This is a genomic window from Aeromonas sp. MR7 (assembly GCF_963899385.1).
Taxonomy (GTDB): domain Bacteria; phylum Pseudomonadota; class Gammaproteobacteria; order Enterobacterales; family Aeromonadaceae; genus Aeromonas; species Aeromonas bestiarum.
Genome location: NZ_CAWQXH010000051.1, coordinates 15,240 through 37,973, shown reverse-complemented (window position 1 = coordinate 37,973; position 22,734 = coordinate 15,240). Strand labels below are relative to the sequence as shown.

Here is a 22,734-nt window from a genome sequence, read left to right as displayed (position 1 = left end):
CATCTTGATAACAGCGCTGTGATTAGAGTTTAAGCACAAAAAAGCCCACCATGAGGTGGGCTCTGTTAAAAACAATATGTATATACAATCAACTGAGGCTGGTCTTGGAACTCAGCTTGTAGCGGGAGCCTGGCGAGAGCAGGCGGGCGTAGGAGACCAGGTAACCTTCCGACCAGGTACGGCGGTGCAGCAACAGACAGGGGGTATCGACCCGCACCTGCAGCAGACCGGCCTCACCGGCACTCGGCAGCACGGCTTCCACCACGTGCTCCATCTCGGAGAGGGGACAGACCTCCATCAGATAGCGGTTCGGCGTCTGCTGGGTGAAGTCCTGCCCGCCGTAGTCCGGCAAGCGCTCGGCATCGACGAAGCGCTCCTCCAGCTGCAGCGGCTCCCCATCGGCCTGATGGACGATGAGGCTGTGGAAGATGGGGGCGCCGACCCGCAACCCGAGCTGGACCGCCACCTTCTCGTCGGCGGCCTGGCGTTGCAGCCGGATCACCCGGGCGCTGTACTCGCTGCCGCGCTCGGCGATCTCGTCGGCTATGTTGCGAATGGCCAACAGCGGCGACTCGGTGCGCCTGTCCGCCACGAAGCTGCCGGAACCGGCGGTACGCACCAGCCAGCCCTCGGCCACCAGCTCACGCAGCGCCTTGTTGACCGTCATCCGGCTCACGGTGAACAGCTCGCACAGGGCGGCCTCGGTCGGGATCCTGTCCCCCGCCTGATAGTGGCGTTCGCGGATCCCGTCCAGGATGTGCTGCTTGATCTGAAGATAGAGGGCTGGCGCCAACGGCAGGTTCCTCAGCGACGGCGGTGGGGCGGACGCATGTCCGGCCAGGCGCGATAAACATCGGGGATCTGATCCGGCCCGCTGATGCAGAGATCCAGATCGTGCAGCAGACCGTCCTTGATGCCATAGATCCAGCCGTGCACCGCCAGCTCCTGCCCCTTGCGCCAGGCATTCTGGATGATGGTGGTGTGGCAGACGTTGGCCACCTGCTCGGCCACGTTCAGCTCACACAGGTAATCGAAACGCTCGTGCTCATCTTCGATGGCATCCAGCTGTTCGCGATACTTGAAGTAGACATCCTTGATGTTGCGCAACCAGTTGTCGATGAGCCCCAGCTCCTGGTTCTGCATCGCCGCCTTGACGCCGCCACAACCATAGTGACCACAGATGATGATGTGCTTCACCTTGAGCACCTCGACCGCGTATTGCAGCACCGAGAGGCAGTTGAAGTCGGTGTGTACCACCAGGTTGGCGACGTTGCGGTGGACGAACACATCCCCCGGCAGCAAGCCCATCAGCTGGTTGGCGGGAACCCGGCTGTCGGAGCAACCGATCCAGAGGTATTCGGGGGCCTGCTGGGCGGAGAGGGTAGCGAAGAAATTCGGGTCCTCGGCCTTGATCCGTTCCGCCCACTCGCGGTTGTTGGTAAACAGGTCGTTCAAGAGTTTCACTATCTGCTCTCCCTACTGTGGCAGTGGCGGCAACATAACATAGACAAGGGTAACCAAGGCAAGGCCGACCAGATGCTCATGAAACAAAAACAGGGCCATCAGGCCCTGTTTTTGTGAGGGAGGCATCAGGCCTCCATGGCGTCTTTCAGCTTCTTGAGTGCGTTTTTCTCAAGCTGACGCACCCGTTCGGCAGAGACACCATAGGTATCGGCCAGCTCCTGCAGGGTGGTCTTGCTGTCATCATCGAGCCAGCGGGCGCGGATGATATGCTGGCTGCGCTCATCCAGAGTGGCGAGGGCCGAACTCAGGCGACGGGTCGCATGATCGTCCCAGTTGTCATTCTCTATGGTGGCCGCCAGATCGGACGATTTGTCTTCCAGATAATGAACCGGGGCGAAGCCGCCTTCATCTTCATCATCACCGACCAGATCGAACGCCTGATCGTAGTTGCTCATGCGTGCTTCCATCTCGGTCACATCGGTCGGGGAGACCCCCAACTCGGCTGCGACGGCCTGCACTTCATCGTGGCTGAACCAGCCCAGACGCTTCTTGGATTTGCGCAGGTTGAAGAACAGCTTGCGCTGGGCCTTGGTGGTCGCCACCTTGACCATGCGCCAGTTGCGCAGGACATATTCGTGGATCTCGGCCTTGATCCAGTGCACGGCGAAGGAGACGAGTCGCACCCCGACGGTCGGGTCGAAGCGCTTGACGGCCTTCATCAGGCCGATATTGCCTTCCTGCACCAGGTCAGCCTGGGGCAGACCGTAACCGGCATAACTCTTGGCAACGTGAACGACAAAACGCAGATGCGACATGACCAGCTGACGGGCAGCCTCGAGATCGCCGCCCTGCTGCAAACGCTCAGCCAGCTCACGCTCTTCCTCTGCGGTCAGCACAGGAATCGAGTTAACTGCCTGGATATAGCCTTCCAGACTACCTTGCGGAATCAGAGCCATAGTGCGCTGCAATGAAGTTCCCATGTTCTACCTCTTTCTTTTCAATCGAATCAGTCTAACACCCTGAGAGGGTCTGTCTACTGACCGGACGCCATTCTGCGGCCTGTATCAAACATAGTGAGCATGTCTGAACCGGGGTTATCTTAGGCCGGCAGGATGAATCATGAATGAACAGTCAAAAAAAGGGGGTCACAATCAAGGACCCCCGAAAAGTAGCATGCTAAGTCCATTGTTGCGGAGCTCGCAACCTTCACATGCTTGCCAAGTCAGACGAGCAAGGCAGAGGGGCCACACCCGTATAAGTTCTTCAGCACTTGTAGACTGCTTATAAATCAGAAGGTTCACAGGATCCAGAGAAGATCCCGAAGATCGGTACCGTTCAGATTACTCTCAGAACGCTGGCCGTGCCAGAAACGGCCCCTCTTTTACTTGATCCGTGTCTCAAAATCCAGCGCTTTAAAACGCTGATAAATTAATCAGGATGGTTCTATGTCGCGAATGTGGCGATGGACCGAGAACCAGGAGGCGATCAGCCCCAGAAGAGCCCCCAGCAGAATCAGATTAATCCCATCCACCGCCCCCATGCCGACCAGCCGGAAATTGCTGTTATACAAGCCCGCCAGCTCCTTTACCACACCCTCGCTCCAGATCACCATCACCTCGGTCAGCCACCAGGCCAGCATGCCGCCGATGACCCCGAACCAGATGCCGGTATAAAGGAAAGGACGGTGAATGAAGGCATCGGTCGCCCCCACCAGCTTGAGCACTTCGATCTCGGATCGCTGGTTGAGTATGTTGAGGCGCAGGGTATTGCCGACGATCAGCAGCACGGCGGAGAGCAGCAGCACGGCTATGCCGGTAATGGTGTGGCGCAACAGGTTCATGATCCCCTGCAAGCGGGTCAACCACTGCAGATCCAGCTTGCCCTGTTCGACGCCATCCTCGTTGTTCAGCTTGTTGAGCAGCTCGGCGGCCCCTTCCGGATTCTGCCAGCGGGGATCGGGAATAACGCTCAGCACAGGCGGCAACGGGTTGCTGTCGAGGTAATCGAGGGCATCGCCGAAACCGGAGATCTCGCGAAACTCCTTGAGCGCCTCATCCCGGCTCATGTAGGTGACGGACTCCACCTCGGGATAGAGCAGGATCCGCTGCTTCATGTCGAGAATGCTCTGCTCGGGCAGATCCTTGCGCAGATAGAGGGAGATCTGGGAACTGGTCTGCCAGCTCCCCTCCACCACCTCGGCGTTTTTCAGCAGCACGTGGAAGCAGGAGGGCAGCGCCAGGCTGACGCCAAGTACCGCCAACGTCATCAGGGAGGCGAGCGGATTGCGCCACAGCTCGCCCAGGCTGGAGAAGGCCTGACGGGCGTGGTCGACCCAGTACATCATGAAGCGCCGTAGCGGTGGCTGTTTATGACGAACGATAGCCATCAGAACATCTCCCCTGGCAAGTGGCTGACGAGCAAGCGGGCATGATCCTCACCCCACGCCAGCATGAAACGGCACTGTGGTGGCTGCTTGTGGCGGGAAATAGCCATCAGAGCTCCTCCCCTGCCGAATACATGCGCCCCGCCTTGAGGGTCAGGGTGCGATAGCGCATGCGGGCGATCAGCCCCAGATCGTGGGTGGCAATCAGCACGGAAACACCGAAGCGATTGAACTCCTCGAACAGCCGCATGATGTCCATGGAGAGCTGGGGATCCAGGTTGCCGGTCGGTTCATCCGCCAGCAGCAACGGCGGCTTGTTGACGATGGCGCGGGCGATGCCGACCCGCTGCTGTTCACCACCGGAGAGCATGCGCGGCTGGTAGCGCTCCTTGCCGAGCAGCCCCACCTTGTCCAGCGCCGCCGCCACCCGCTTGTTGATGTCGGCATGGCTGTAACCGTCGATCACCAGCGGCAGTGCCACGTTGTCGAACACGGTTCTGTCCATCAGCAGGCGGTGATCCTGAAAGATCATGCCGATCTGGCGGCGCACATAGGGGATATCGCCCCGCTTGATATGACTGACGTCGTCGCCGTGAAAGAAGACGCGCCCGTCGGTCGGCCGCTCCATCACACTGATGAGCTTCAAGAGGGTACTCTTGCCCGCCCCCGAGTGCCCGGTCAGGAAGGCCATCTCCCCCTTGCGCAGGTGAAAGCTGACCTTCTGCAACGCCTGATGGCCGCCGCTGTATACCTTGCTGACCTTATCGAAACGAATCATAACGGATCCCTGACAGTGACAAGCCCCGACCTGGGTCGGGGCATGTGGCGCTTACCATGGCGCCTGAGCTTACTCATCGCGACTGAACAGTGCCTCGATAAAGTCGTTGGCGACGAAGGGGCGCAGATCGTCGATCCCCTCGCCCACCCCGATATAGCGGATCGGGATCTGGAACTTGTCGGCCACCGCGAAGATGACGCCGCCCTTGGCGGTCCCGTCCAGCTTGGTGAGGACGATACCGTCCAGCCCCACCGCCTCGCTGAACAGCTTGGCCTGGCTGAGGGCGTTCTGGCCTGTACCCGCATCCAGGGTCAGCATGACCTCGTGGGGTGCCTCTTCATCCAGCTTCTTCATCACCCGCACGACTTTCTTGAGCTCTTCCATCAGGTTGCTCTTGTTTTGCAGGCGGCCGGCGGTGTCGGCGATCAGTACGTCGGCTCCGCGCGAGCGGGCAGCCTCGATGGCATCATAGATGACGGAGGCGGAGTCGGCGCCGGTATGCTGGGCGATCACTGGGATGTTGTTGCGCTGACCCCATACCTGCAGCTGCTCGACCGCAGCGGCACGGAAGGTGTCGCCGGCGGCCAGCATGACGCTCTTGCCTTCGGCCTGGAACTGCTTGGCCAGCTTGCCGATGGTGGTGGTCTTGCCAACGCCGTTCACGCCCACCATCAGGATCACGTAGGGCTTCTTGCTGGTGTCGATCACCAGCGGCTGCTCGACCTTGGCCAGCATCTCGCCCATGTCCTGCTTGAGCAGGCCGTAGAGCGCCTCGGCATCCTTGAGCTGCTTGCGATCCGCATGCTGCACTAGGCCATCTATGATGCGGCGCGTGGTATCGACCCCCAGATCGGCGGTCAGCAGCTGGGTCTCCAGCTCTTCGAACAGCTCATCGTCGATCTTCTTGCCACTGAACAGGCCGAAGAAGCCGGAGCCAATATTCTCCTTGGTGCGCACCAGACTGCGCTTGAGGCGGGCAAAGAAGCCCTCCCGCTGCGGCTTGTCCTGGGTATCGTCATCCACCTTGGCGGCCAGCGGCAAGGCAGCCAATGCGGCGGCCTCAGCCTCCATCTCGGCGACCAGGCGAAGATCTTCCGCTCTCTGGGCTTCTTTGGCGATACGAGCCTCTTCCGCAGCCTGTGCCTCGGCGGCGATGCGAGCGGCTTCCGCAGCTTGTGCCTCGGCGGCAACACGGGCAACTTCGGCAGCCTGAGCCTCGGCGGCGATACGGGCAGCTTCGGCAGCCTGTGCCTCGGCAGCGATACGGGCAGCTTCGGCAGCCTGTGCCTCGGCGGCGATGTGGGCGGCTTCGGCAGCCTGCGCCTCGGCAGCGATACGGGCGGCTTCGGTAGCCTCGGCCTCGGCGGCGATGCGAGCGACTTCGGTAGCCTGCGCCTCGGCACTCTCCTGCTCGATCAGCAGTTCATTGACGATGACGGGCTCCAGTTCGGAGGCACACTCTTCCACCACCAGCGGACCCGCGTCCAGATCGGTGGGGGCACAGCAATCGTCATCGTGCGCAGCGCCAGCGGGCAGGGGATCATTCTGTGCGCTGACGGGCAATTCAGTGGGCACTACCGGCGTAGTATCGGAAACGGGGTGAGCGACGACCTCAGGCTCAACGATAATGGGGGTGGCTTGGGGTGTCTGTGGTTGGACAGCCTCAGCCTCTTCTTTCTTGCGGCCGAAACCCAGCCAGGAAAACAAACCTTTTGCCATCTAAAAAATACTCACTTCGTTGGCTGACTGCTAAGATAGCCGTCCCTCGGCGGGTCGGCATAAAAATGAACCGCCTTATACTACCACTTTATTTTCTGACGACGAAACGCGATGCCCAGAGTGAAATCCAGCCATAACAGCCCGAGCAAGAGCCCAGCCCCACAGGGGAAATCAGGCTTTGTCAGAATCATCAGCGGCCAGTGGCGAGGCCGCAAATTGCCGGTCAAGGATGTGGAGGGGCTCAGACCCACCACGGATCGCGTCAAGGAGACCATTTTCAACTGGCTGGCCCCCCATGTCCGTGGCACCCGTTGTCTGGACCTGTTCGCCGGCAGCGGCGGCCTGGGGCTGGAGGCGCTGTCGCGCTATGCCGAACAGGTGACCCTGATCGAGATGGACAAGGGTGCCGCCGACCAGATCAAGAAGAATCTGGCCGCCCTCGGCAGCAATCAGGGCCAGGTGATCCAGTCCGATGCCGTCAGCTGGCTGCAAGGCCCGGCCACGCCGTTCGATCTGGTGTTCCTCGATCCGCCGTTTCGGCGCGAGCTGCTGCCCCAGGTATGCGAACTGCTGGAGCAGCGCGGCTGGCTGGCACCGGATGCCCTCATCTATCTGGAGCGGGAGAAGGAGATGGCCGATCTGGCACTCCCTGCCAGCTGGCAGCTGCTCAAGGACAAACAGGCAGGCCAAGTCTGCTATCAACTCTATCTGCGGGAGGTAAACGATGAAGCGGGTATTTAATCTGTTGGCGATGGGGCTGATCCTGTTCTTCTGGTTCGGCGTACTGGTCAGTCTGCTCGCCCCCCTGCCAGGCAAGCTCAACGGTTTTCTGCCGGTGTGCGGCGTGATAGTGATCCTGATGCACTGGGTGCAGGCCAGCATGGTCAAGGCCGCCTGCAAGCCCTACTTCGCGGTGAGCCGGCTCGAATTCGTTCAGGTGCTGGTGTTCGGCGTGTTCGGCATGGTGGAGATCCGGGCCCGACTGCAGGCCATAGTGGACGCCAAGCAGCGCGGCACAGACAACAAAGCCGGATGAACCCGGCTCTGTCATGATTTATCAGGAAGGAGTGCGCGTCACTCCTTCTCTTTTTTCCCCACGCTGATGCCCAGCTTGATCGACAGCACGGCCAGCAGCAGCAACATCATGATGAGCGAGAAGAAGTTGCTGCCAAGCTCGGGGTACTGCACCTTGACCAGCGCCGAGTGGCCGAAGCCGCCGATGAAGAGGCAGAGCAGCATGCAGAGCGGGGTATTGCCCTCCAGCGAGACGTGACGATAGTGCTGGTAGAGCTGATAGGCCGCCAGCACCAGGGCAATCATGGGGAAGAAGGAGAAGGGGATCACCGACTCGGTCAGCACCGACAGGGAGGCATCCCCACAGATGCCGATGAGCAGGGCCAGCAGCAGGGGTTTCTTCGGGATCGGATTCTGATCATGCATGTAAGTGTCCATCCTTTGACTTAAGAGAGAGGTTGGCGGCGCTTCTGGTTCTGAACCTCGGCACCCATGGCGATCATGCGCAGCTGGCTTATGGTGCGATCGGACAGGGCCCGGCACTCTTCACTGGTCATGTCGAGGGCATCTGCACCGGCGCTGAAGACGATGGTCACCATGGCTTCGGCCTGGATGTAGGCCTCTTCCCTCGGCGCCCCCGTGGTAGCTTCGAGGTAATCTGTCAGCTCGGCGATGAAGTGCTGTATCTCCCGCGCCACCGCCTGCCGAAATGCCGCCGAGGTGCCGGAACGCTCACGCAGCAGCAGCCGGAAGATGTTCGGGTTGTTCTCGACGAACTCCATGAAGGTCTGCACCGAGGTGCTGATGACGCTGCCGCCGCCGGCGATGCGCTGACGCGCCTGGCGCATCAGCTGGCGCAGGGTCAGGCCCCCTTCATCCACCAGAGTCAGCCCCAGCTCCTCCATGTCGCGAAAGTGACGATAGAAAGAGGTCGGCGCTATGCCCGCCTCCCGCGCCACTTCCCGCAGGCTGAGGTTGGAAAAGCTGCGATTGGCGCACAGTTGGCTGAACGCCGCATCGATCAGAGTACGCCGGGTTTTTTCTTTTTGTTGCGCGCGAATACCCACGAAAACAGTCACCTTCAGGTTATCGAGGCCAAATGATAACCCGAAGGCCGAGCCGGGATCAGGTTTGTCTCCTACTTTTTTACCATTGACCCGAATTCTGGCTGCGTGGAGAATGGCGCACAGCTGTTCGCTGAAAGGAACCGAGTGAGATGGAACGCCCACCGATCATCATGACCAATACCCTGCTGTTTGCCCTCTCCGGGCTGACCGCACTGATAGCCGTGCCCTGGTACGGCATGACCCATGGCTATGACCTCTGGCAGTGGAGCTGCTTCCTGCTGCTGTTCTGTTACAGCGGCATCTCCATCACCGCCGGCTACCACCGCCTCTGGTCGCACAAGGCCTACAAGGCCCACCCGATCCTGCAGTGGATCTTCGCCATTGGCGGGGCCCTCGCCCTGCAAAACTCAGCCCAGCACTGGTCTTCCGATCACCGTCGCCACCATCGCCACGTGGACGACAACCTGAAGGATCCCTACAGCGCGGGTCGCGGCTTCTGGTACTCCCACATCGGCTGGATGCTGCGCGAGTACCAGCGTGATATCTACAACGATTACAGCAACGTGCGGGATCTGCAGAACAACCCCGTCGTCGTCTTCCAGCACAAACACTATCTGGCGCTGACCCTGGCTACCAACATTGGCATCCCGCTGCTGCTGGGTCTCGTCCACGGCGATCTGCTCGGCATGCTGCTGCTGGCCGGGGTGCTGCGCATGGTGATGACCCACCACACCACCTTCTTCATCAACTCCCTGGCCCACATCTGGGGCAGCCAGCCGTTTACCGACCGCAACACGGCGCGGGACAACGGCATCCTGGCCTTCTTCACCTTCGGCGAGGGCTATCACAACTTCCACCACCTGTTCGAAAACGACTATCGCAACGGCATCCACTGGTGGCAGTTCGATCCCACCAAGTGGCTGATCCGCAGCGCCTCCTGGTGCGGGCTGACCCGGGATCTGAGATCCTGTCCGGAAGAGCTGATCGAACAGGCCAGACTGGAAATGCAGCTCAAGCGGGCGCAGGCCAAGTTGCGCAAGCAGGAGGACAGGGAGTTGTGGCAGGCGCTGTTGCAGGAGGAGTACGACAAGCTGAGCCAGCAGTTGCAGCACTACTACGCCAGCCGCAAACGCCTGCTGGAACAACGCAAGCGCAAGGCGCTGGCCCGCTATGACAAGTTGAAGCTGCAGCTGGAATATCGCAACCTGCACGATGGCTTCGTTGCCAGCAAGCGCAACTGGAGCCGGCTGCTGGCGGGCATCGCCTGACCATGAGCCGTTGGGCTGAACAGAGAAAAAGACCGCCAACCGGCGGTCTTTTTCTGGGTGCCACTCAGCCAGCGGGCCATAAAAAATGGGGTGACATTTCCATGTCACCCCCTCGCAAATAGCATGTTCCATATTGGAATCCGGTCCTGTCGGGTGCCTGTCCTGTTTCCTGAGTTTCTGCTACCCATCCGAAGCAGGCGCCTGCTGGAGCAATCCAGTCGGCCAGTACCCTTCACAACCCTCTTCCGCACGGCAGACAAGCCACCGTGTTTGTCCTTGCAACTGAAATATTACGCAGTTAAATAAAATAAAAAACCGTTTTATTCAGTGGAGTATGCAAGTGACTGAGCGCTCCCAGGATTCCTGCATCTAAACAAACTGATTAAAAACAATACGATAAAAAAATTCATCGCCTTTGGATGGCAAACGTTATCCTCGAAGGCGCACAAGGCTTTGCGAGATCTCGCACAAGAAATGACCCGCTCACAACCAGCGCTGCAGCGGCAGCCAGTCGCTCACCCTGGCCAGCAGTCGACGCAGGGTCGACTGTGGCGCGGCAACGGAATGGGACGACCGCTGCTGCCACCCCGCCAGCCACAGCTGCAATTCGGCGCAGAGCGCGGGGCACGCCAGGTGCAGCATCAGCTCGGTGTTGAGCATCAGGGAGCGGGGATCCAGATTGAAGCTGCCGAGCAGCGCCTCTTCTTCCCCGATCAGGATCAGCTTGGCGTGCAGGCTGAGCGCCTCCCCCTCCAGCTCCGACAGGGTGATGCCCTGCCGTATCAGCCAGGGGCGATGACGCCGGTAGGCGCCATACACCAGGGGCACATCCGTGCTGGCCAGGGAGTTGGTAAGAATCTCTATGTTCACCCCTGCCTGGCGCTGTTGCCTCAGTCGACGGCGCAGCCCCCGGGTCAGGATCAGGTAAGGGCTCACCAACTTCAGACTCCCCAGGTTGTCGGCCAGCTTGCGCCAGAGCAGGGGTGCCGTGGTCGGCCGCGACACCAGCCCCTTGCCGGGTCGGTCGAACCACACCTCGGCCTCTCCCGGATGCCAGTTCAGGGCAACAGGTTCGGCGTCAAACAAACTGGCGGGCAGATCATAGACGGCCGCTACCTGCGGCTCGGTCAGGGTGAGCAGAAACTCGTTCACCGCCGTCACCTCGGCCCGCAGCAAGGGGCGACGCAGCAGGCGGCGGATCGGGTGACTCCAGCGGCTGCGCCAGAATTGATCGAAGCCCTGCTCGGCCTGCTGGCAGAGCGGGCCACGGCAGGCGAGATCCAGATCGACGAATCGGGGCGTACCGCCCAGCCCGAAGTAGCGGTCACCTATGTTGCGGCCGCCGATCACCGCCTGGCTGCCATCCACCAGCAACAACTTGTTGTGCATGCGGTGATTGATGCGGCGAAAGCTGAACATCCCCTCCAGCAGCAGCGTCAGCGGACGCCAACCCCGCAGCCAGAAGGGGTTGAACAGTCTCACCTCTATGCCGGGCTGATGGGCCACCATCTCCAGGAAGCGGTTGTCGCCGGCATAGAGGTCGTCGATGAGCAGTTGTACCCGTACTCCGCGCCGGGCCGCATGCAGCAACTCGGACAACAGCAGCTTGCCGCTGCTGTCCTCCTCCCAGCTGTAGTATTGGGCCTGGATCCGGCAGCGGGCGCTGCGGATCAGCTGGCAGCGCACCTTGAGCGCCAGCTCGGGTTGATCAATCAGTGCAAATTCGCCGGGGATCATGGCGTCATCTGCCTGTCATGGGGAAATGGCATAACGCTGGCTACAGGCCTCGTTGGAATGTGGATGAAGGAATTTACCATGGAACTCACGGATCGCCCCGCCATCAGCCATCGACCGCAAGCCAGTCAGCCGGATCCCTCGCCGACCGGCCAGCTGACCCCCTGGTATCTGCAGCACAGGGATCAGGGTTGGGAACCCTTTGCGCCACCCGCCCAGCCTGTCTAGACGGGCCAGAAAATATCAGGGCTGGGCCACCGCCTCGATGGCGGCCGCCTTGCCCTCCAGCTGCGGCAGGCTGAAGCGATAGGCCACGTAGTACTTGTAGATGGTGCTGACGTAGTTGATGGGCCCCTGGCCGACCTCGTTGGCCACCAGTTGCTCCACGTTGCCAAACCAGACGTTCGGATCCAGCCCGGCGGCCTCCGCCTTGGCCCTGATCGCCTGCACCCGATTCGGGCCGGCATTGTAGGCCGCCAGCGCAAACAGGTGGCGGTTGAGCACATCCAGCCCGGGATCGTTGAAGTAGGTATCCAGGATCAGCCGCATGTAGCGGCAGGCCGCCTCCACATTGCCCTCCAGGCTGGCGAGCCTGGCACCGCGAATGCCCACCTCGCCCCCCGTGCTCGGCAACAGCTGCATGATCCCCACTGCCCCCCGCTCTGAGCGCACGCCGGCATTGAGGCCCGACTCCTTGTAGGCCAGCGCCGCCAGCATCAGCCAGTCCAGCCGGTACTTGTCGGCCTGTTGCTCCAGCACCTTGCGTATGGTCGACAACCGCCCCAGAGGATCCGGCGCCAGAATATTGCTCATCTGATCGCTGCGGGCCAGCAGACGGCGCAGGGTCATGTCGCTGTAGAGGGTGCGCTTGCCCGCATCGGCCAGATAGGCGTTGACCGCCTTGAGCAGCTCGGGACTGTTGTTACGCAAGGCCCAGGCACTGCGACCCTTGTCCCGCAGCGGGATCAGCTTGTGGGCTCTCAGACCGCTGATCATGCCGAGCCAGATGCGCCCCTTGAAGCTGTCGGTTACCGTGAGCGGTATGATGCCGGCCGCCACCATCTCCAGCAGATCCCCGTCCTGCAGGTATTCGGGGACCGTCTCGATATAAATGGGTGGCAGCCCCAGCTCGCGAAACAGCCAGTTGAGCTGGCGCAGGCTCTCGTAATAGCTGGAACTGGCCCGTACCCAGACCCGCCGGCCGGAGAGCTGGGTGATGCGGTTGAAGGTCGGCAGGGAATGCTGGCTCACCAGCCACTCTTCGATGGGGGCGATCACCGGATCCGAGAAGGTCACCTGCTCGCGCCGGGTCGGCGTCACCGTCATGTTGGCCGCCACCAGATCGCCGCGCCCCTCGCTGAGGTAGTCCAGCAGCTTGTCCTGACGCACCGGTATGTAGATGATCTTGAGCTTGATCTTCTCCTTGGCGAGATAGGTCTGGTTCAGCCAGCGCTCGAACCCCTGCAGCTGATTGACCAGGATGCCGTGCTGGGTCCCCTTGTCGAGGAAAAAGAAGCCCCGCTCATAGACCACCAGGGCCCTGAGTTCTTTCTTTTGCAATATGTGTTCGAGGTCCCCGGGTTGGGGCAGGCGCTGTGGCTTGAGATCCGCCGCCAGCAGAGGAAGACACCAGAGGGCCAGCAGGCCCCAGATCCATCGCAGCCTCATTATGTGGTCGCCTTCTGTTGGCCGACTCGCGTCGGGCAAAGCCGTCTGTGGGATAACTAACTATAGAACGCAGACCCACAGCAGAAGGGTCAACACGGCAGGCGAACCCGCCGTGTCATCACTGGGCTCAGATAGAGCGGGCACGCATCTCGAAAATCAATTTTTCGGCGGTGCAGGTGAATTGCAGGCGGGCTTTCAGGATCACGCCGTTGGCGCCCTGGCTCAGCTCGCTGCTGATGCTGGCTTCGGCGGTCACCTGTTTGGCCAGCGCCTCATAAGCGGCCAGCTTGGTGCGGGCATCGGCTTCTGCCGCCGCCTCGATCACCAGATCCATTACATCGTCACCTTCACCTATGATGGTGCCGATCTCGGCGAAACAGCCGCAGCTGTCACAGGTTTCATTCAACTCGACTTTCTCGTCTACAGACATCACTCAACTCCCACTTATTTCGGCTGTACTTCATCGTCACGCAAGGCTTTACGAAAATCCTTGATGGCGGTGCCCAGATCCTCACCGGCGCCGGCCAGGCGTTTGCTGCCAAACACCACGACCACGACCACGAGCAGGATCAACAAATGCCAGATATGAATTCCACCGAGTCCCATAGGGATGCTCCTGACTGATAGATACCGATTGTTTGTATCAAAAGAAGGCGCAAAGATTGTTGGGCAAAATCAAGGCAGGTGCAAGTTTGCAAATAAATCACGCAAAAAATACGGCGACCCAGGGTCGCCGTATCACTTGATGCTACTTGTCCCCTCAACCACTACATCCTGTACCAGCCGCCATCGAAGGCGAGAGACAGTTCGAGCATAGGTTCGCCAAGATATGAAAACAAATGGTATAAATTCATCTAAGAATTGAAGGAGATTCATATCATGTTGCTGGAACAACTGGGGCGTATCGACCTCAACTTATTGATTATCCTGCAAGTTTTGCTGGAAGAGCGGAACGGCAGCCGGGCGGCCCGCCGCCTGCACCTGAGCCAGTCTGCCGTCAGCAAGGCCCTTGGCCGTCTGCGGGAAACCTTCGATGACCCCCTGTTCGTGCGCTCCGCCTACGGGCTGGAGCCCACCGCCCGCGCCCTGACGCTGCAGCAGCAGCTGCAGCCCATACTGCTGTCGCTGGACAACCTGATCCAGCCGCCGGATTTCGATCCGGCCAATACCGAGCGGGAGTTCGTCATCGCCAGCATGGACAGCGCCTTCACCCTGTTCGCCCCGCTCTACCTGAGCGAACTAAAACGGCAGGCGCCGGGCATACGGCTGCGCTATGAGGAGTGGACCGAGAACAGCCTGACCGAGATGAGCCAGGGCCAGGTGGACATCGCCTTCACGGTGCGGGAGAACTGCATCAGCTCGGATTTTCGGCTCGACACCCTGCCCAACGCCATCTGCCAGCGCTTGCTCGCCATCGATGACCTCACCTGTCTGGTGCAGCACGATCACCCGGCCCTGCACGAGCCCGAATGGGATCTCGCCCGTTACCTGGCCTATCCCCATGTGCAGACCTATTGCGAGGGGCGGGACCGCTGGATGCTGGATCACAAGCTGGCGGGGATGGATCTCTACCGCCGGATCGAGGCGACCGTGCCCTCGTTCGAGGCGGCGCTGCGGATGGGCATGCACTCGGACATGATAGTGACCCTGTCCAGGCTCTACGCCCGTCACGCCACCCAGGTCTATCCGCTGGTGCCGCTGCCGCTGCCCATAGCGCTGGACAGCATCTCCCACCTGCTGATCTGGCATCAGCGCCACGAGGAGGATCCGGGCCACCGCTGGCTGCGGGAAACTCTGCTCGCCCTCATCATGAGCAAGCTGGAACCCTCCACCATAGAACAAGCCTGATCATGCGGCTGGCTGCAGGAGACGATCTTCATCTTCGGCATCAGCAAGCCGGTGTCTTACACCGCAGAACAGCCCTGACAGCTAGCCCTGGCCGGTCACCGCCAGATAGTGGTGCACCCCGTCCAGCAGCATCTGCACCGAGATCATCACCAGCAGCATGCCCATCAGCCGCTCCACCGCCGTGAGTCCTCGCTCACCCAGCAGCTTGTTGAATACCTCGTAGAACATCAGGATCACGGCGCTGGCGCCCCAGGCCATCAGCAGGGCCAGCGACCAGTCCGCCATCCGGGTCGGCTCCTGGTTGGCCAGCAGCAAGAGGGAGGCGAGAATGGAGGGGCCGGCGATCATGGGAATGGCCATGGGCACCAGGAAGGGCTCCTCACCCGCCGCCAGCCCGGTCACCCCGCCTTCACTCGGGAAAATCATCTTGATGGCGATGAGGAACAATATGATGCCGCCCGCTATGCTGACCGCCTCCTGGCGCAGATTGAGGAAATTGAGGATCTGCTGACCGGCGAACAGGAAGGCCATCATGATGGCCAGGGAGAACAACAGCTCCCGCATCATCACCTTGCGCCGCCGCTTGGGATCGATATGACGCAGGATCGACAGGAAGACCGGCAGGTTGCCCAGCGGATCCATGATCAGAAACAACATGACGGCAGCGGAGAAAGTGTCCATACAACGCCCAGGCTAAGCCTTCAACAAGGAGGGGAAAGAGGGCGAAATATAACAAAGGCGGCGGGATTCGGCGAGCGTCACAGGCCGCTCGCCGCAGGGGATCACCCGTGGTTGCAGATCTTGTCTGCGTGGGTCTGGAAACCCTGCTCCGATTCGATGAACTTGCCGCGCTGGGCCAGGAAGGCGATCAGCGCATCAGCATCCATCTCGCTGGCGCTGCAGGTATGGAAACGGGCGTCGGCACCGAAGCGCGCATCGATCGCCTGCTTGAGGCTGGCCCGGGTAAATTGGCCACCCTGTGCCAGCATCATCTCCATCACCTCGTGACCGTGTACCGATTGAGTCATTGCAAACCTCTTTAATAGACATATTTGATGTCCATTAAATCCCGCACCGCCGCTGACGACCTTGATATAGGCCAATAAATTGCCGATTTCCTGCAGGACCTGCTGGTTGTGAGGCGTGCTTTGCCGATAATGTGGCAACCTGACAAGGGGATGGCTACACTAACGCCCCTTTTTGCCATCGCAGACCGAATATAAGGACATTGGCGTCATGCTGTTCCATGGATTGGCTTTCAAGCCCTGGCGGATCTGGACCCGCCGTCCCCTCTGGTTGAAGACCCTGCTCGGCATGCTGACCGGGATCGGACTGGGACTCGGTTTCAGTGAACAGGCGTTGCAGCTCAAACCCATTGGCGTGCTGTTCGTCAACACCATACAGATGCTGATGGTGCCCCTCATCTTCTGCTCCGTCATCGCCGGCCTCACCTCATTGCTCAAGGGCAAGAGCCTGGATCGGATCGGCAGCAAGGCCATAGGCCTCTATCTCTTTTCCACCGCCATCGCCATCTGCATCGGCCTGATGATGGGCTGGCTGCTGGAACCCGGCATGGGCGCCAACATGGGGCCCTATGAGCGCGTCGGCATGCTGGAACAGCCGACCCTGGCCAGCGTGCTGAGCCATCTGGTACCGCGCAACCCGGTGCAGGCCATGGTGGATGGCAAGATATTGCAGGTGATCGTGTTCGCGGTGGCCCTCGCCCTCGCCCTCAACGCCACCGGCCGGCGCGGCCGCCCCGCCATCCTCTTCTTCACCTCGCTGGCGGAAGGCATGTTCAAGCTGACCCAGATGGTGATGGCGCTGGCCCCCTATGGCGTCTGCGCCCTGATGGCCTGGATGACGGGCAAATACGGGGTGAGCCTGCTGCTGCCGCTGCTCAAGGTGATCGGCGCCGTCTATCTCGGCTGCCTGCTGCACGTGCTCGGCGTCTACAGCAGCCTGCTGATCCTGCTGGCCCGGCTCAACCCGCTGCACTACTTCAAGAGCATCGTCGATGCCCAGGCCGTGGCCTTCACCAGCAGCTCCAGCAGCAGCACACTGCCCATCAGCCTGGCCTGCGCCGAGCGCCGGCTAGGGGTCTCCCCCGCCATCACAGCCAAGGTGCTGCCCATAGGCGCCACCATCAACATGGACGGCACAGCCCTCTATCAGGGGGTGACGGCCCTGTTCGTGGCGCAGGCCTTCGGGGTGGATCTGCACATGGTGGATTACCTGACCATCATCAGCATCGCCACCCTGGCCAGTATCGGCACGGCGGGCACACCGGGCACCGGATTGATGCTGCTGACGCTGACGCTGACCGCGGTGGGATTGCCGCTGGAAGGGGTGGCGCTCATCGCCGGGATCGACCGGATCCTCGACATGGCGCGCACCACGGTCAACGTCTCCGGCGATATTCTGGTGTCCGTGCTGATTGCCCGCAGCGAGAAAGAGCTGGATCTGGCGACCTATCACGACGCCAGCGCGGGGGAGGATATCGACTTCACCCTGCGCTGAGGCAGGGTGAGCGATTAATTATCGTGGGGATCGTGATGACAGCGCCAGCAGACCTCGAAGTTGGCGCCGTTCTCCTCCCCGCATTGACCGCAGAGCCAGCCATTGCCTTGGCGCTGCTGATAGCGCTCTATGACGCGCCCCGCCTTGCTGCGATCCTGCTCGCGCACCATCAGGGTCACCTGCAACAGATCCACCGGCAGCTCACCCAGGGCGCCGGACAGCGCCTCCCCGTTGAGCCGTACCAGTACCCCTTCCACTTCCAGCGCCCCCTTCAGGGCATGGGCCTCCAGCGAATGGGAAGCCCGATAAAGATTGATCCATTGATCCATGCCTTCCCCCTGCAACCGGTTGTCGATGCCACCTGTAACCAGCACCATGCCCCTCTTCCATCCTAGGGATCGAACCTGGATCCCGTGATCCAGACCTCCCCCTTTTCCTATCCACCTATCACAACAGATTGTCGATGCCGTAATCGGCCCCCTGCGCCACCATGAAATCGATAAAGGTTCGCAACTTGCGCGGCATCAGTCGCCGCTCCGGAAACAGCAGATAAATCGGTACCTTGGGCTGCTGCCACTCCGGCAGCAGGGTCACCAGCGCCCCGCTGGCCAGCTCCTCATGGCAGAGCATGGCGGGCAGAGAGGCCAGCCCCAGCCCCGCCTTCGCCGCCTCCCTGGCGCAGGTTATATTATTAACCCGAAAGCGGGAGGGAGGGTCAACCAGCACCTCTCTGCCCTCGCGCTCGAAACACCAGTGAGAGGCCAGAAAACCGCTGCTCACCGCCACCCGCTCGTGTAAAAGCAGATCTTCCGGCCGCGTGATGGCCGGGCTGCGCGCCAAGTAATCCGGGCTGGCACACAGCAGCCGCTCCGTGCTCCACAGTCGCCGCGCCGCCAGGTTGGAATCGCTCATGTCGCCGATGCGCACGATAGCATCCAGTCCCTCGTTGATGGGATCCACGATGCGATTGGTCAGCTCCAGCTCCACCTGCAGGCCCGGATAGACCTGCAAGAATTTGGCCACCAGCCGGCCGACCACCAGTTGCCCCGTCTCGATAGGCACCGCCAGCTTGAGGGTGCCTGTCACCTCCTGCTGGCTGGCACTCACCATCAGCTCGGCCTGGGCCAGCTCGTCCACCGCCTTGCTGCAGCGCAGATAATATTGCTCGCCGGCCTCGGTCAGGGTGAGCTGCCGGGTGGAGCGGTAAAGCAGCCGTACGCCGAGGCGCTGCTCCAGCTCGGCGATGCGGCGACTCACGGTCGCCTTGGTCATGCCCAGCTCCTGGGCGGCCGCGGTGAAGGAGCCCTTGTCGACGATCCGCACTAAAATCAATGCAGCGTTCAGATCCATTGTTGCACCAGTGAAACTGTATATCTCATAAATGGATACTAATCGAAACAGTTGGCCGGTGTTAGCCTGCGTCTCTTAAGTTCAGGAATCCCCCCAAAATGAGTCAACACAAGAAGATCCCCCTGCTGGCCGCCATGGTGCTGGCCCTGCTCGGTCTGCTGTTCGCCGGTTACTGGTATCTGCATGGCCGCTATTTCGAGAGTACCGACAACGCCTACCTGCAGAGCGAGGTGACCGGCATCGGCTCCAAGCTGCCGGGCTACATCAGCGAGGTGCTGGTCACCGACAACCAGGCGGTGAAGGCCGGCCAGCTGATCGCCCGGCTGGACGATCGGGAGTACAAGACCAAGGTGGCCGAGGCCGAAGCCGACCTGCGCCTAAATCAGGCGACGGCGGAGAATCTGGCCGCGACCCGCACCCAGCAGTTGAGCCTGATCCGTCAGGCCGAGGCCAAGGTCAGCTCTGCCAATGCCGAGCAGGTGCGCGCCCGGCAACAGGTACAGCGCGTCAGCCAGCTCAACCAGCGCCATTACAGCTCGCAGGACAGTCTGGACGAGGTGCGGGCCGGACTGCAGGTCAATCTGGCACAGGAGCAGGAGACCAAAGCCGCCCTGCAAGCCGCCCGCGAACGGCTGCTGGTGCTGGACGCCGAAGCCAAGCAGAACCAGGCCAGGCTGGCATTGAGCGCCGCCCAGCTGGAGCAGGCCAAACTTGAGCTGACCTATACCGAGTTGCGGGCACCGGCCGACGGCATCATAGGCAAGCGCAGCCTGCGGGCCGGGCTCTACGTCCAGTCCGGCATGCAGGTCGCCAGCCTGGTGCCGCTGCAACAGGTGTGGGTCGAGGCCAACTTCAAGGAAACCCAGCTGCTGCACATGCAGCCGGGCCAGAAGGTGAAGGTGATCCTGGATGCCTATCCGGATCAACCGGTCGAGGGGATCATCGACAGTCTGGCCCCCGCCACCGGCGCCAGATTCGCCCTGCTGCCGCCGGAGAACGCCACCGGCAACTTCACCAAGATAGTGCAGCGGGTACCGGTCAAGATCCGCATCCCCGAGCCGGGCACCCTGGCCGGCAAGCTGCTGCCTGGCCTCTCCACCGAGGTGATAGTGGATACCCGGGATCCTGAACCTCTGGTCGCCGCCCACTGATGGAACCCATTCCACGTCGCAACTGGATCGCGGTCATGGGGGGCCTCATCGGCGCCTTCATGGCCATCCTCGACATCCAGATCACCAACGCCTCCCTGAAGGACATTCAGGGGGCCCTGTCGGCCACCCTGAGCGAGAGCTCCTGGATCTCCACCTCCTATCTGGTGGCGGAGATGATCGCCATCCCCCTGAGCGGCTGGCTCAGCCGGGGCCTGAGCGTGCGCCGTTACCTGCTGTGGACCACGGGGGCCTTCATCATCGCCTCCGTGCTCTGCTCGTTCAGCTGGAACCTCACCAGCATGATCGTCTTCCGGGCGCTGCAGGGCTTCACCGGCGGCGCGCTCATTCCCATGGCCTTCTCCCTCATCGTCAGCCTGCTGCCGCTGCACAAGCGGGCCACCGGCATGGCGCTGTTCGGCCTGTGCGCCACCTTCGCCCCCGCCATAGGCCCGACCCTGGGTGGCTGGCTGACGGAGCAGCTCTCCTGGCATTACATCTTCTATCTGAACGTGCCACCGGGACTGCTGGTGATGGCCATGCTGGCCCACGGGCTGGACAAGAAGCCGGTGGACTGGGAGGTGATCAAGCGGGTGGATCTCATCGGCATAGTCACCATGGCGATGGGGCTGGGCCTGCTGGAGGTAGTGCTGGAAGAGGGCAACCGGGAGGACTGGTTCGGTTCCAGCTTCATAGTGCGGCTCACAGTCATCTCTGTGGTGGCCCTGGTGTTCTTCGTCATCAGCCAGCTGCTCAGACGCCATCCGCTGGTCAACCTGCGGCTGCTGCACAACCCGCGCTTCGCGCTGGCCTGCTTCGCCTATCTGGTGCTCGGCATGGCGCTGATGGGCTCCATCTATGTGCTGCCGCTCTACATGGCGCAGATCCACAACTACAACGCGCTGGAGATCGGTGAGGTACTGATGTGGATGGGGCTGCCACAGCTGCTGGTGTTGCCGCTGGTGCCCAAACTGACCCACAAGATAGATCCGCGCTATCTGGTGAGTTTCGGCTTCCTGGTGTTTGCCATCAGCTGCTTCATGAACATGAACATGAGTGCCGACTACGCCGGCCCCCAGCTGATCCAGTCGCTCATAGTGCGGGCGCTGGGCCAGCCCTTCATCATGGTGCCGCTCTCCCTGGTGGCGACTGCCAGCCTGACCCATGACGAGATCCCCTCCTCCTCGACCCTGCTCAACGTGCTGCGCAACCTGGGGGGGGCCTTCGGCATCGCCATCATAGCGACCCTGATCGACAACGACACCCGCGTCCATGTCAGCCAGATCAGCAGCACCCTGGCCGCCAGCAGCATAGAGGGGCAAAGCTACCTGCTGCAGCTGGCCCAGACCATGATGGCGCAAGGCTCGGGTCCCGAGCTGGCCCAGCAGCAGGCCCAGGCCATGCTGTCGAACACCATCAGCCGCGAGGCGGCCATCATGGCCTACAACCAGGTGTTCTACGTGATGGGCATCTTCCTGCTGATCGCCAGCGCCCTGATGCTGCTGCTCAAGCAGCCGGCTCCCAGGGCTGCCGACGCCGAGCCGCTCGAGGCATAGCAAGGCGCTGAAAACAGACAATAAAAAATGGGCCAACAGGCCCATTTTTTATTGTCGCGGATCTTCACCCTCCGGCGCAGTTCAGGATTCAGGTCCGCGCGATGAAAGAGAGCGGCGCCTCTTCACCCCGCCAGCGAGGCGGCGATCAGGAACTGGGCGGCAAAGTAGCTGCTCATCACCCAGGCCGTGGCATGGGGGAAGGGGCGACGAAAGCGGTCCAGCGCCAGCATGCTGTCGGAGAAGAGGAACATCAGCGCCCCCACCAGGGCGGCGGCACTGCCTGCGGTCAAGGAGGCGTGCCAGGCACCGGCAGCCACCCAGGCCATGCCGATGATCACCAGCATGTAGCAGAGCACGGGGATCTTCATCTCCCCGAGCTTGCCCCACAACAGGCCGAACACCATGCCTGCCACCAGCAGCAACAGCAGGCCATCCACCAGGTTCAGCACCAGCGGCCCCTGGGCGAAACCGACTATGTAGCAGAGGTGCGCGACAAAAAATGCCGCCAGCCCCTGAATGAAACGATCGCTTGGCAGCATCAGCAGCACGTCACCGGCCAGCGACAGGCAGAGGCCAAGCAGGATCCAGGCGTGGGATCCGTCGTGGTCATAGCCCTGATAGCCGAAGGCCAGCGCTATGATGAGCAGCATGGTCAGCGGCTTGCTGATGTAGAACTGACGGGAGTCTGAGCCATAGGCCGCACGAATGTGCCACCAGCCCGATGCGATGATCAAGAAACTCAATAACATGCCCTGCTCCTCACGTGTTGCTCGCAGTCATACGGCAACATCTTCTTGCTGACAAGCAGAGTAACAAATTCCCCCGCCCAGTGGCAGGGGCGCTCAGCAAATGAGCAGCCTACGCCTAAAGTCTAATTGCCCCGCCTTCGAGGCTCGGGCATAAGGAACGGGTCTGGAGGATCACCATGGAAGAAGCAATGAAAAACTATCTGCCCGCTATCGATATCATGATGTGCCACCTTGGCATCAGCTTCGAGCAAGCCTGCGAACAGCTGGGCCTGAGTCCGGTGGAACAACAGACCCTGAGCCTGCTGCAGGAACAGGATCCACAGGAATAAGCCCTCCCGGTTATGGATATCATGATGTGCCACTTAGGGATCAGCTTTGAGCAGGCCAGCGAACAGCTGGGCCTGAGCCCGGTGGCACAACAGACCCTGAGCCTGCTGCAGGAACAGGATCCACAGGAATAAGCCCTCC

At 61.2% G+C, this 22,734-nt stretch carries 26 protein-coding genes; 9 read left to right on the top strand and 17 right to left on the bottom strand.

Annotated features, from left to right (window positions below; translation table 11 throughout):
• Positions 1-88: 88 nt before the first annotated feature.
• The 6 genes from hutC to ftsY all read right to left on the bottom strand — a co-directional run bounded on the left by hutC (position 89) and on the right by ftsY (position 6,344).
• Positions 89-793: a histidine utilization repressor gene (gene hutC, locus AACW87_RS20255; protein WP_098980993.1), complete on the bottom strand. Its 705-nt coding sequence runs from the start codon at positions 791-793 to the stop codon at positions 89-91.
• An 11-nt stretch (positions 794-804) separates the two neighbouring features.
• Entirely contained in the window at positions 805-1,464 is a 660-nt protein-coding gene (gene can / locus AACW87_RS20250; protein ID WP_042868573.1) for a carbonate dehydratase, read from the bottom strand.
• 125 nt (positions 1,465-1,589) lie between these two features.
• On the bottom strand, positions 1,590-2,444 hold the full coding sequence (rpoH, locus tag AACW87_RS20245) for an RNA polymerase sigma factor RpoH (RefSeq protein ID WP_011899178.1): 855 nt from the start codon (positions 2,442-2,444) through the stop codon (positions 1,590-1,592).
• 452 nt (positions 2,445-2,896) lie between these two features.
• Complete coding sequence (gene ftsX, locus AACW87_RS20240) at positions 2,897-3,850, bottom strand: permease-like cell division protein FtsX (RefSeq protein ID WP_042868569.1); 954 nt, start codon at positions 3,848-3,850, stop codon at positions 2,897-2,899.
• A gap of 106 nt (positions 3,851-3,956) precedes the next feature.
• Positions 3,957-4,625 carry a cell division ATP-binding protein FtsE gene (ftsE, locus tag AACW87_RS20235; protein WP_043139753.1) on the bottom strand — a complete coding sequence of 223 codons (669 nt, stop codon included), beginning with the start codon at positions 4,623-4,625 and terminating at the stop codon, positions 3,957-3,959.
• A 69-nt stretch (positions 4,626-4,694) separates the two neighbouring features.
• Positions 4,695-6,344 carry a signal recognition particle-docking protein FtsY gene (ftsY, locus tag AACW87_RS20230; RefSeq protein WP_241325964.1) on the bottom strand — a complete coding sequence of 550 codons (1,650 nt, stop codon included), beginning with the start codon at positions 6,342-6,344 and terminating at the stop codon, positions 4,695-4,697.
• 111 nt (positions 6,345-6,455) lie between these two features.
• Here ftsY and rsmD point away from each other — a divergent pair, with 111 nt between their 5' ends.
• Positions 6,456-7,085, top strand: coding sequence for a 16S rRNA (guanine(966)-N(2))-methyltransferase RsmD (gene rsmD / locus AACW87_RS20225; protein ID WP_241325963.1), 630 nt, complete (start codon positions 6,456-6,458; stop codon positions 7,083-7,085).
• On the top strand, positions 7,069-7,380 hold the full coding sequence (locus tag AACW87_RS20220; protein ID WP_043139760.1) for a DUF1145 domain-containing protein: 312 nt from the start codon (positions 7,069-7,071) through the stop codon (positions 7,378-7,380). The genes rsmD and AACW87_RS20220 overlap by 17 nt, the downstream gene beginning before the upstream one ends.
• 38 nt (positions 7,381-7,418) lie before the next feature.
• On the opposite strand, the gene AACW87_RS20215 is transcribed toward AACW87_RS20220, so the two are convergent.
• Together AACW87_RS20215 and fabR are read right to left on the bottom strand one after the other, a co-directional pair.
• Positions 7,419-7,784, bottom strand: a complete 366-nt coding sequence (locus tag AACW87_RS20215; protein ID WP_122974306.1) for a YijD family membrane protein — start codon at positions 7,782-7,784, stop codon at positions 7,419-7,421.
• A gap of 20 nt (positions 7,785-7,804) precedes the next feature.
• Positions 7,805-8,425 carry an HTH-type transcriptional repressor FabR gene (fabR, locus tag AACW87_RS20210; RefSeq protein WP_043139764.1) on the bottom strand — a complete coding sequence of 207 codons (621 nt, stop codon included), beginning with the start codon at positions 8,423-8,425 and terminating at the stop codon, positions 7,805-7,807.
• A gap of 149 nt (positions 8,426-8,574) precedes the next feature.
• Here fabR and AACW87_RS20205 point away from each other — a divergent pair, with 149 nt between their 5' ends.
• Positions 8,575-9,693 (top strand): fatty acid desaturase, encoded by a 1,119-nt coding sequence (locus AACW87_RS20205; RefSeq protein WP_043557047.1) that lies wholly within the window; start codon positions 8,575-8,577, stop codon positions 9,691-9,693.
• A gap of 483 nt (positions 9,694-10,176) precedes the next feature.
• Here AACW87_RS20205 and AACW87_RS20200 read toward each other — a convergent pair whose 3' ends face one another.
• The gene (locus AACW87_RS20200) at positions 10,177-11,430 is read right to left on the bottom strand and encodes a phospholipase D family protein (RefSeq protein ID WP_241325962.1); all 1,254 of its coding nucleotides are present in this window, start codon (positions 11,428-11,430) and stop codon (positions 10,177-10,179) included.
• Positions 11,431-11,508: 78 nt separating this feature from the next.
• Between AACW87_RS20200 and AACW87_RS20195 the strand changes: the two genes are divergently transcribed.
• Positions 11,509-11,655: a hypothetical protein gene (locus AACW87_RS20195; RefSeq protein WP_165576266.1), complete on the top strand. Its 147-nt coding sequence runs from the start codon at positions 11,509-11,511 to the stop codon at positions 11,653-11,655.
• A 15-nt stretch (positions 11,656-11,670) separates the two neighbouring features.
• Here AACW87_RS20195 and AACW87_RS20190 read toward each other — a convergent pair whose 3' ends face one another.
• The 3 genes from AACW87_RS20190 to tatA all read right to left on the bottom strand — a co-directional run bounded on the left by AACW87_RS20190 (position 11,671) and on the right by tatA (position 13,701).
• Positions 11,671-13,095 carry a lytic transglycosylase F gene (locus AACW87_RS20190; protein ID WP_043557049.1) on the bottom strand — a complete coding sequence of 475 codons (1,425 nt, stop codon included), beginning with the start codon at positions 13,093-13,095 and terminating at the stop codon, positions 11,671-11,673.
• Positions 13,096-13,222: 127 nt separating this feature from the next.
• Complete coding sequence (locus AACW87_RS20185) at positions 13,223-13,525, bottom strand: YfcZ/YiiS family protein (RefSeq protein ID WP_103471800.1); 303 nt, start codon at positions 13,523-13,525, stop codon at positions 13,223-13,225.
• 14 nt (positions 13,526-13,539) lie between these two features.
• Entirely contained in the window at positions 13,540-13,701 is a 162-nt protein-coding gene (gene tatA / locus AACW87_RS20180; protein ID WP_043141356.1) for a twin-arginine translocase TatA/TatE family subunit, read from the bottom strand.
• 273 nt (positions 13,702-13,974) lie between these two features.
• Here tatA and AACW87_RS20175 point away from each other — a divergent pair, with 273 nt between their 5' ends.
• A complete protein-coding gene (locus tag AACW87_RS20175; protein WP_098980998.1) occupies positions 13,975-14,943 on the top strand; it encodes a LysR substrate-binding domain-containing protein in 969 nt (322 codons plus the stop codon).
• Between the two features lie 81 nt (positions 14,944-15,024).
• On the opposite strand, the gene AACW87_RS20170 is transcribed toward AACW87_RS20175, so the two are convergent.
• Together AACW87_RS20170 and AACW87_RS20165 are read right to left on the bottom strand one after the other, a co-directional pair.
• Positions 15,025-15,624, bottom strand: a complete 600-nt coding sequence (locus AACW87_RS20170) for a YhgN family NAAT transporter (RefSeq protein ID WP_042868544.1) — start codon at positions 15,622-15,624, stop codon at positions 15,025-15,027.
• 101 nt (positions 15,625-15,725) lie between these two features.
• Positions 15,726-15,971, bottom strand: a complete 246-nt coding sequence (locus tag AACW87_RS20165) for a YecH family metal-binding protein (RefSeq protein ID WP_043141360.1) — start codon at positions 15,969-15,971, stop codon at positions 15,726-15,728.
• 208 nt (positions 15,972-16,179) lie between these two features.
• Between AACW87_RS20165 and AACW87_RS20160 the strand changes: the two genes are divergently transcribed.
• Positions 16,180-17,463, top strand: coding sequence for a dicarboxylate/amino acid:cation symporter (locus AACW87_RS20160; RefSeq protein ID WP_241325961.1), 1,284 nt, complete (start codon positions 16,180-16,182; stop codon positions 17,461-17,463).
• A gap of 14 nt (positions 17,464-17,477) precedes the next feature.
• Here the strand turns inward: AACW87_RS20160 and AACW87_RS20155 are convergent, their stop codons facing one another.
• Complete coding sequence (locus AACW87_RS20155) at positions 17,478-17,792, bottom strand: putative signal transducing protein (protein WP_043557072.1); 315 nt, start codon at positions 17,790-17,792, stop codon at positions 17,478-17,480.
• A gap of 118 nt (positions 17,793-17,910) precedes the next feature.
• On the bottom strand, positions 17,911-18,813 hold the full coding sequence (locus AACW87_RS20150) for a LysR family transcriptional regulator (protein WP_043557051.1): 903 nt from the start codon (positions 18,811-18,813) through the stop codon (positions 17,911-17,913).
• A 98-nt stretch (positions 18,814-18,911) separates the two neighbouring features.
• Here AACW87_RS20150 and AACW87_RS20145 point away from each other — a divergent pair, with 98 nt between their 5' ends.
• Together AACW87_RS20145 and AACW87_RS20140 are read left to right on the top strand one after the other, a co-directional pair.
• Entirely contained in the window at positions 18,912-19,964 is a 1,053-nt protein-coding gene (locus AACW87_RS20145; RefSeq protein ID WP_043141368.1) for an HlyD family secretion protein, read from the top strand.
• On the top strand, positions 19,964-21,517 hold the full coding sequence (locus tag AACW87_RS20140; protein WP_043141369.1) for a DHA2 family efflux MFS transporter permease subunit: 1,554 nt from the start codon (positions 19,964-19,966) through the stop codon (positions 21,515-21,517). The genes AACW87_RS20145 and AACW87_RS20140 overlap by 1 nt, the downstream gene beginning before the upstream one ends.
• A gap of 122 nt (positions 21,518-21,639) precedes the next feature.
• Here the strand turns inward: AACW87_RS20140 and AACW87_RS20135 are convergent, their stop codons facing one another.
• Positions 21,640-22,266 (bottom strand): lysoplasmalogenase, encoded by a 627-nt coding sequence (locus AACW87_RS20135; protein ID WP_042868534.1) that lies wholly within the window; start codon positions 22,264-22,266, stop codon positions 21,640-21,642.
• Between the two features lie 188 nt (positions 22,267-22,454).
• Here AACW87_RS20135 and AACW87_RS20130 point away from each other — a divergent pair, with 188 nt between their 5' ends.
• The gene (locus tag AACW87_RS20130) at positions 22,455-22,595 is read left to right on the top strand and encodes a hypothetical protein (protein ID WP_162489544.1); all 141 of its coding nucleotides are present in this window, start codon (positions 22,455-22,457) and stop codon (positions 22,593-22,595) included.
• Positions 22,596-22,734: the final 139 nt, after the last annotated feature.